This is a genomic window from Candidatus Korarchaeota archaeon NZ13-K (genome assembly GCA_003344655.1).
Lineage (GTDB): Archaea > Korarchaeota > Korarchaeia > Korarchaeales > Korarchaeaceae > Korarchaeum.
The window spans coordinates 1-8,740 of sequence record MAIU01000047.1 but is presented as its reverse complement, the minus strand read 5'-3'; the positions used below and the strand labels follow the sequence as shown (position 1 = coordinate 8,740).

11 protein-coding genes are annotated in these 8,740 nt (G+C 57.2%); 5 read left to right on the top strand and 6 right to left on the bottom strand.

All coding sequences use genetic code 11. The annotated features are described in order from the left end of the window. The first annotated feature begins 348 nt into the window (after positions 1–348). A complete protein-coding gene (locus tag BA066_05420) occupies positions 349–630 on the top strand; it encodes a hypothetical protein (protein ID RDD53256.1) in 282 nt (93 codons plus the stop codon). 650 nt (positions 631–1,280) lie between these two features. Then, positions 1,281–2,141, top strand: coding sequence for an FAD-dependent thymidylate synthase (locus tag BA066_05415; GenBank protein RDD53255.1), 861 nt, complete (start codon positions 1,281–1,283; stop codon positions 2,139–2,141). Here the strand turns inward: BA066_05415 and BA066_05410 are convergent, their stop codons facing one another. The 6 genes from BA066_05410 to BA066_05385 are packed head-to-tail and all read right to left on the bottom strand — an operon-like array spanning position 2,142 to position 6,240. After that, positions 2,142–2,807: a ribonuclease HII gene (locus BA066_05410; protein RDD53254.1), complete on the bottom strand. Its 666-nt coding sequence runs from the start codon at positions 2,805–2,807 to the stop codon at positions 2,142–2,144. Further along, a complete protein-coding gene (locus BA066_05405; GenBank protein RDD53253.1) occupies positions 2,808–3,287 on the bottom strand; it encodes a hypothetical protein in 480 nt (159 codons plus the stop codon). Positions 3,288–3,292: 5 nt separating this feature from the next. Next, entirely contained in the window at positions 3,293–3,628 is a 336-nt protein-coding gene (locus tag BA066_05400) for a hypothetical protein (protein ID RDD53252.1), read from the bottom strand. Next, positions 3,625–3,882: a DUF4405 domain-containing protein gene (locus BA066_05395; protein RDD53251.1), complete on the bottom strand. Its 258-nt coding sequence runs from the start codon at positions 3,880–3,882 to the stop codon at positions 3,625–3,627. Before BA066_05395 ends, BA066_05400 begins: the two co-directional genes overlap by 4 nt. 58 nt (positions 3,883–3,940) lie before the next feature. After that, a complete protein-coding gene (gltA, locus tag BA066_05390) occupies positions 3,941–5,395 on the bottom strand; it encodes an NADPH-dependent glutamate synthase (protein RDD53250.1) in 1,455 nt (484 codons plus the stop codon). Beyond that, on the bottom strand, positions 5,392–6,240 hold the full coding sequence (locus BA066_05385) for a sulfide/dihydroorotate dehydrogenase-like FAD/NAD-binding protein (GenBank protein RDD53249.1): 849 nt from the start codon (positions 6,238–6,240) through the stop codon (positions 5,392–5,394). Before BA066_05385 ends, gltA begins: the two co-directional genes overlap by 4 nt. 405 nt (positions 6,241–6,645) lie before the next feature. Between BA066_05385 and BA066_05380 the strand changes: the two genes are divergently transcribed. Genes BA066_05380 through BA066_05370 form a run of 3 tightly spaced genes read left to right on the top strand, consistent with a single transcriptional unit; the run spans position 6,646 to position 8,642 of the window. Further along, entirely contained in the window at positions 6,646–7,551 is a 906-nt protein-coding gene (locus BA066_05380; GenBank protein ID RDD53248.1) for a dihydrodipicolinate synthase family protein, read from the top strand. A gap of 43 nt (positions 7,552–7,594) precedes the next feature. Further along, on the top strand, positions 7,595–8,107 hold the full coding sequence (locus BA066_05375) for a hypothetical protein (protein RDD53247.1): 513 nt from the start codon (positions 7,595–7,597) through the stop codon (positions 8,105–8,107). A 31-nt stretch (positions 8,108–8,138) separates the two neighbouring features. After that, positions 8,139–8,642: a flavin reductase gene (locus tag BA066_05370; GenBank protein ID RDD53246.1), complete on the top strand. Its 504-nt coding sequence runs from the start codon at positions 8,139–8,141 to the stop codon at positions 8,640–8,642. The last annotated feature ends 98 nt before the right edge of the window (positions 8,643–8,740 follow it).

The following is an 8,740-nucleotide window of genomic DNA, read 5'->3' as shown; positions in this document are numbered from 1 at the left end:
CTGTCCCACTCGAGAATGGAGACCTCGTGCTCCTTCCTCGAGACCCTAGCCATGTAGTGCACCCTAGGCACGTCCCTCAGCGATGCTACGTAGAGTATCCTAGCCACGCCCTCCCCATCCAGCCATGACCAAAAAACCTTACTCCACGCAAGCTGGAGGTAGACATCCGATGATGCATCAGCTTTACTCATTCTATGGTTCGAAGCGGTCCCTCACCTGATTTGATCCTCTTCCTGACCGGTTTCTAATGCCCTTGATCGCTCACTCGCTTCCTGATCCGCGCCATCGCTTGGCGCGATCCACCCTCACTTTTTATAAAGCTCAGGCGTGGGCGTCCTGAGGATTCCGATGAGGGAACGGCTGGTGGGCATGCTACTGGTTGCTGTGTCGGTTATCACGATTCTAGGTTATGGCTACTTGATTTTCTTTACATCACAATCTACGGCAATATTAGTGATAAAGCTAACGGCTTTTCTCGCTATTTTAGCAATATTTGGGATCCTAGGATCAATTGGTTTCAAGCTAATGCGACTCAAACGCGAACTACCGGCTGATATTGAGAGAAGATTGAGCAGTCACCTCTACGATGACTTAAAGAAAGAGGATAAAATTAATCGTGAGGAGGTCTAAAGATTTCAGTCAGCTGGCTCCGTGATCCCGAGAGGTGGAGCCCGTGTGAGCCGGCGACCGGGAAGGGATTACTATGATCTTTTGGAGTCATAAAAAGATCCATGGGGGATCCGCTGGTCATAGTACCATTTGAAAGCCGGGGTCTACGGGGGAAGGGATCTGACGCCCTGATATTGATCAGTCATCCCTCACCATGAAGGAGATGCTCCTGGAGTGCATGATCAGCTCGAGAGTTTTTAGGAGGATCGTGCTGGACCCGCATTTCACGTCCCTCGAGGACCTGATTCGCAATATTAATCCAGAAACCCTCCTCCCCGGCCCTCGGCCATGAGGTCGTGCTCGCACGTGGTTGAGGTCCTCCTCCCCCGAGGAGCTGAGAGGGTGAGCCAGACACTCATATAACGGTGGGATCTTGGAGGGATTGCATCTGCAACGCTGGGAAGGCGCAGATCAATCTAATGATTCCGCGCTTGGCCCTCGAGATTCCCGAGCATGAATGGATCTCTCCAGCAGGAGAGGAGCTCCAATAGAACCTAATTTTCCCCAAAAATTCTCCAGCGGTCAGATGGCACCTGAAGAGCTATCGCGGAGCTTCCTGACCTGAAGTACGGTGGGATCCATTTTATAGGCCCCGATGCCACGCTCACCCTATGAGGGTCGTGGGGAGGGAGCTCGTGGGCGGTGAGGGCGTGATCTACCTGGCCACTAGGGTCTCGAGGAAGGTCGGGGGGCCCGAGGAGATAATCAGGGAACTGGGGGATGTGGGGAGGGTCGAGAGGCTCCTATCTAGCGTGATCAGGATGGGTCATCACTCCGTCCTCGAGCACTCCCTCGTGAGGCTATGGGTAGAGTGCGATCACCGCGAGCTGGCAAGGTCGCTCCTGAACCACAAGTACGTTGAGGTCACATTGGGGGAGCCCAGCATCGTCTCCATGAATCCGAGGGCCGCCATTGAGCTCCTGGGGAGCGATGCTAGGGAGCTGGGCCTTGAGGCAATCAGGGAGCTCCCGCTCATCTCCAGGATAATGGGGCTGGAGTGCCCGGGGGAGCCCAGGCTTGAAGTGAAGCTGAGGAGGATAAGCGAATCCCCTCTTGTTTACAGCGTGATAGAGTCCCCCCATCCGGATCCGAGGCACGGTTTCTATGCCTTCTGGATGGAGATGTCCAGGGTAGCCTCTCACCAGTTCGTCAGGCACAGGAGGCTGAGCTTCACGCAGAGATCAGGCAGGGTCACGAGGCCCGAGGGCTTCATATTTCCGGAGGTGGATGGGAGGGCCCTGGAGATGATGAGGGAGTACTCAGAGAGGGGGCTGAGGCTCTACGAGGAGCTCCTCAGGATGGGGGTGAGCATGGAGGACGCCAGGTACGTGCTGCCCGCGGCCCTCAAGACGGCCCTCTTCGTGAGCGGCAGGCAGGCTGACTGGCATCACTTCCTCCGGCTCAGGATGGATCAATCGGCCCAGCGTGAGATAAGGGAGATAGCGCGCGTGATAGCTGGGGTCGTGAGGTAGTCACTCGAGGAAGTCCGTTATCTCCCTCCCCATGAGGCGGGACCTCATCCCCTGTATCGTGGCCCACCTCCACCTAACCTGATCCCTGGGGAAGGCCTCCCCCCTCAGGATGCGCTCCACCGCCGCTCTGGTCCTCATGTCGTGAGGGTAGCCTGAGCCCAGCTCTATCCCGCTCAGCTCGCTCAGCTCCCTGATCCTCCTGTCCCTCTCCACCTTGGCCACTATTGATGCCGCGGCCACCTGCACGTACTTCGCGTCAGCGTAATTCTCCGCCCTTATCCTGACGCTGAAATCTAGGAACCCCCTGACCAGCTCCGCGAACCTCCTGCAGTTCCTCATCGGCGAGTCGATTATCGCGCATGAGGGCCTCAGCTCCCTTATTATCTCCCCCATGACCTCAGCCTCCAGCAGATTGAGGGCTCCCTTCGAAACGGCTTCATCTATCCTCCTGGGCTCTATCACCCTCATTGCGTAGGAATCGGCCTCCTCAAGTATCATCGGGAGGAGCTCTTCCCTCCTGGCGGCTTTCAAACGCTTCGAATCCATCACCCCGATCTCCCTAAGCCGCCTCGCCCCTTCCCTGGACAGGAGGACCCCCGCAACCACCATGGGGCCTATCACAGGGCCCCTCCCGGCCTCATCGATCCCGGCAGACAAGAGGAACACCTACTCTGCCCCGAACCTCCTCAGGAGCTCATCGAAGTGATCCCTCACCGGCAGGTAGACCTTCTCGAAGAACTCCCTCTGATCCAGGAGCACCTCCCTCGGGAAGGACCTGATGTAGTTGAGGGCCGCCTTCCAGGCCCTCTCGTAAGGAACCACCCGCTCTATCCTCCTGACTATCTCTCTATCGTAGTCCTCAGGCCTCTGCACATCATCCCCTATGACGAAGAGCCCCTGCTCATTCACGTATGCCCCCTCATCCCCCAGCTCCTCCACCTCCCTCGCCCTCCTGGGTATGGAGGGAGCGGAAGCCCCGGCTGCCCTCCTTTGATGGGGTTTTCCCTTAGTTCTCTTCGCCCAGGCGTAGAAGATTGCCCTGTTCAGCCCGAAGGACTTCGCTTTATCCAGATCCCCCCTGAGGAGGTAGTACCTCGCCGCCTGGAGCAGGGCCATCACCTGGAACCTTCCCACCTCGGGCATCAAGTTACCTAGGAGGGGATGAAGTAAAACTTGACCCCCCTCCTAGGGAACTCCAGGCTCAGCGCCACCAGGGACCTTCCCCTGTACTCCGCCCTTACCAAGACCTCCTCGCCCAAGTAGGCCCTGAGGATCCCTATTACCTCGTGCCACTTCAGCCCCGAGTACTCCCCCCTGAGCTCTATGGCAACATCCCCTGATTCCGTGGCCACAGTTATCGTCCTCGAGCCGACGTCCTTGAGCACGCCGCGCAGCTCCATGGCCCCCGCTGGACCCCGGTACCAGAGGGGGAGCGTCGCCAGGAGCAAAGCCACGCCGATCAAGATCGCGAGCGAGATCCTCCTCATGAGAACAACCTCCTCACAAGAACTTTGAGGGCCCTGAAGTTGAAGTATATGTGCACTAGGGATGAACCCGCTAGGGAGAATCCCGCGAGCTGATGCAGGTAGCGCAGGGTGCCCCTGCTCAGCAGAAAGCTGCCTTGAAACCTCCCGGCTGGGGTTAGGTATAGGATGAGCCCCGTGAGGAAGACCACTATGCCTAGCGAGATCTGCATGAGGCTCACGAAGGACCTGATCCTGAGCTCCAGGGATCCGCTCAATCAAACCCCCCGCGAGCTCCCTCGAGAATATAAAAAGAGAGATGATGGATCTCGGGGCTCAATCGGCCGCTATCTTCATGGGCACTATCCTCTCCGGCCACTCCCCTGTCCTAAGGTACTCATCTATCGCCAGGGCCGCCTTCTTCCCATCCCCCATCGCCAGCACCACTGTGGCCTCACCCCTTATCGCATCACCCCCGGCGAAGACACCCCTGAGGGTGGTCCTGTACTTATCATCCACCACTATGGTCCCCTGCCTGGTCACCTCCAGCTCCGGGACCTCCTGGTAGAGTATCCTGTTGGGTCTCTGGCCTATGGCTATTACCACAGCGTCCACCTCGAGGTCAAACTCGCTTCCCGGAATCGGGATTGGCCTCCTCCTCCCCGTCTCGTCGGGCTCCCCTAGCTCGTTCCTTATTAGGGTCACGGCCCTGACCCAACCATTCTCATCGCACTTGAAGGCTACTGGGTTAACCAGGAACATGAACTTAACTCCCTCCTCTTCCGCGTGCGCTATCTCCTCTATTCTCGCTGTCATGAACTCCCTGGTCCTCCTGTAGAGTATGTAGACCTCCTCATATCCTATCCTCAGCCCGCTCCTGGCGGCGTCCATCGCGGTGTTTCCTCCCCCTATCACGGCCAGCCTCCTCCCCCTCTTCACCGGCGTGTCGTAATCCGGGAAGAGGTAGGCCTTCATCAGGTTTATCCTCGTGAGGAACTCGTTGGCTGAGTATATGCCCAGGCAGTTGACCCCGGGGACGTTGAGGAAGTTTGGCGTTCCGGCCCCGGTCCCCAGGAAGACCGCATCGAACTCCTCGAGCAGGTCGTAGAGGGACAGGGTCTTCCCTATGACCACATCCGTGTATATCTTCACACCTATGCTCTTAAGGAACTCCACCTCGTACCTAACTATCTCCTTGGGCAGCCTGAACTCCGGGATCCCGTAAACTAGCACCCCACCGGGCTCGTGAAGGGCCTCGAATATCACCACCTCATGCCCCATCTTCCTCAGGTCAGCGGCTGCTGTCAGACCCGCCGGACCGGAGCCGACAACAGCGACCCTCTTCCCGGTCGGGGGTGCTATTCTGACCTCCGGCCTTATGCCGTGCTCCCTGGCATAGTCCGCCACGAACCTCTCAAGCTTGCCTATGTTTATCTTGTCGCCGAGCTTGCCCATTATGCAGTTCATCTCGCACTGCTCCTCCTGGGGGCAGACCCTCCCTGTTATCCCGGGGAGCGAGTTCGTCTCCATTATCACCTCCAGGGCCCCCTTCATGTCGCCCTCGAGCATCTTCCTTATGAACCCGGGGACGTTGACGAGGACGGGGCAGTTCTTGATGCATGGGGCCACCTTCACGTGGCACTGAAGGCAGCGGGAGGCCTCCTCAAGGGCCTGCTCGAGGCTGTAGCCCAGTGCCACCTCGTTGAAGTTCCTTATCCTAACGTGTGGATCCTGCTCCGGCACGGGAACCCTTACCTTCTTTACCTCCCTCCTCTTGAACTCGCCGCTCATCTTCCCACCACGCTCACCTGCCTCATCTGCAGGAACCTCTCCATGGCCAGCCTCTCCTCCTCCCTGTACATCGCCAACCTCTTCAGGAGCTCGTCGAAGTCCACCTGGTGGGCATCGAAGTCGGGACCGGCCACGCATGCGAAGACGACCTGGCCGCCCACCGTGACCCTGCAGGCCCCGCACATGCCAGTCCCGTCAACCATTATCGGGTTCAGGCTCGCGTACGTCTTTATACCATACTTCCTGGTTATGTCGGCGACCTTCTTCATCATTATGACTGGCCCAACGGTGAAGACGTAGTCCACATTCCTCCCGGACTCTAGGAGCTCGCTCAGCACGTCGGTGGTGAACCCCTTCCTGACGTAGCTGCCGTCATCAGTGGTCACTAGAAGCTCATCGCTCACCTCCCTGAACTCATCCTCCAGGATCACGAGCTGCTTGTTCCTGAAGCCTATTATGCTTATCACATAATTGCCGGCCTCCTTCAGGGCCTTGGTCACGGAGTAGCCTATGGGGGCCCCCACACCACCGCTCACGACAACAGCTGTCCCGAAGTTCTCTATGTGCGTGGGCCTGCCCAAGGGGCCGACGACATCGGCTATCGCGTCCCCGACCTCGTAAGTCCCCAGCTCGTAGGTCGTCTTCCCCACCTCTTGGAAGACGAGCTCTATGGTTCCCTCATCCTTGTCCCACCTGAAGAGGGTCAGCGGGATCCTCTCCCCCTTCTCGTGAAGCCTTATCACCACGAACTGGCCCGGTTTCGCGTTCCTAGCGACTAGAGGAGCCTTCACTTTTATCCACTTGATGTTGGGCGCCAGCTCCCTCTTGCCGACTATCTCGAACATGACCCATCCTGAGGACCCTCCCGCGAATATTTTAAAAAATTTACAGTTTGACCGGCCGGTCCCCGGTCCTCCCTCCAAGCTTTGAACGGATAAGTTGGCTCAAATCCCCAGCATTTTTCAATTAAATTTCAAAAAAGATCAACATATTTAAAGTATCAAAGCTGAAATGATGAATTATCAGAAAATTATTAACAAAAATGTCGGAGGTGAATTGATTGATTCATCGCTCGCTGCCGCGAATGCATGTTAATTAGCGCGTCCACGGGATCATCGGATGTAAATTTCTGCATGAGTTAAACATTTGAGGGACCGGCGGCCCGCGGGAGTGGATCACTATCCTGACCGTGGCATCACCCCATTAAAAACGTATTTATCTTATTCCCACCGTGATCGATGAGTGGTAACATGCTCTTCCGGGGTATAATCACCCCTCTGGTGACACCCTTCAGGGAGGACCTCAGCCTGGACCTGGAGGCCTTGAGGTGGCTGGCCCGTCATCAGCTGGAGGGGGGAGCCCACGGTCTGTTCCCCAACTCCACAACCGGGGAGTTCGTTCACCTGAGTCGGGAGGAGGTCGTGAGGCTGGTTGAGGTCATACTCGATGAGGTTGGAGGAAGGCTTTGGGTGCTCCCTGGGATAAGCGATAACTCGACCGACAGGGCGATAGAGCTGGGTCTGATCCTGAAGGACATGGGGGTTGACGGTGTCGTGGTTACCCCTCCCTTCTTCTTCAAGGTGAGCGGTGAGAGGCTGAGGTTCCACTTCGCCAGGATAGCCGAGAGGCTGGATCTCCCGGTGATAATATACAACATACCATCGACGACGGGCATAAACATACCGGTGGACCTATACAGAGAGCTCGCCGGGGAGTTCAGCAACGTTGCTGGTGCCAAGGTGACGTTGGACAGTCTCTCCTACCTCAAAAGCCTGATAAACAGTGTGAAATCCATAAGGAAGGATTTCTCCGTTCTCACCGGCATGGATCACCTCCTTCTGTTCACTCTCATGATCGGAGGGGATGGTGGCGTGACGGCCCTGGCGAACGTGACGCCCAGGCTTCACAGGGAGGTTTACGACCTCTGGGTTGAGGGAAAACTGAGGGAGGCCATTGAGGAGAACGGGAGGCTGATCAGGCTCTCGGACATATATGATGTCGCCACCTCCTATCCCACAGCCATCAAGACGGCATTGCACGTTTTGGGAACTCCGGTAAAACCCTACGTCAGGCCTCCCCTGACGCAGGAGCCGCGGGAGGTGGTGGAGAGGATATCTGGGATACTGAGGGAGCTGGGCATCATGCGAGGCCAGTAATGCTTATATATCAAGTAACGCATGTGTTCATAGTGTGATATGCATGACTGATGTGAGTGAGTCCACCAGGAGGGAGGAGAGGGTCGAGGTCGTACCCGCGAAGGACATAACCATAAGGGGCCTGAACCCGGAGCTCTACAACGGTATAGCGGAGCTCTCGAGGAGGCTGGGGATCAGCATAGGGGAGGTCATGAACGAGGCCATGAAGCTCCTGCTGGACGTCAGGGGGGAGCTCCTGACAGGGATAGGCCCCCTTATAGATGGCATGAGGAGCGCCGGAAAGGCCTTGGGCGAGGGCATCTCCTACCTGACTCCCACCCCCATCTCGGGGGTAGAGGAGATGGAGCTCTCAAAGGAGGACTTCGAGAGGTTCGGCAGGAGGGTGCTCATAACGGACGTGAGGAGGTTGACTTTCTCTCAGGACGTGGACGAGAGGACTCTCGAGAAGTACGTGGCCGTCATCAGGAACTGCGATGAGGTCTCCTTCCCCAGGGGGATCTCCAAGCTGCTGGCCCTGTCCAAGTGCAGGAACGTCAGGAGGATCTCCTTCTACTAAAGTTTTTTATTTTTCCCCAGGAAGCTCGCCCATGGACACGAAGGCGCTCAGGAAGCTCTCCTACGGGGTCTACATAGTCTCCTCAAGGATCGAGGGTAAGATGAACGGCCAGGTGGCGAACACTGTTTTTCAGGTGACATCTGATCCCCCGAAGGTGGCCGTCTGCATAAACAAGGAGAACTTCACCCATGAATGCATAACGCACTCCAGGTCCTTCTCAGTGTCCGTGTTGAGGAGGGAGGCTCCCATGACACTTATAGGGAGATTCGGGTTCATCAGCGGGAGGAACTTCGATAAGTTCGAGGGAATATCCTACAAGATAGGGAAGACGGGAGTTCCAATAGTCTTGGAGGATTCCGTAGCTTATCTAGAGGCCGTGGTGACGGCCAGCCTCGACGTCGGAACCCACACGCTGTTCGTGGGTGAGCTGGTCGACGCCGAGCTCCTGAGCGACGAGGAGGTGATGACCTACAACTACTACCACAGGGTCAAGAGGGGGGTCTCGCCTGAGAGGGCGCCCACATACGTGAGATGATGCCTTTTTATCCTTCGGGGAGCCATCGGGCCTATGAGGGAGTTCCCGAGCTACGCCATAGCATGCGTCGGGGCCGTGCTTATCAGGGACGGCAGGCT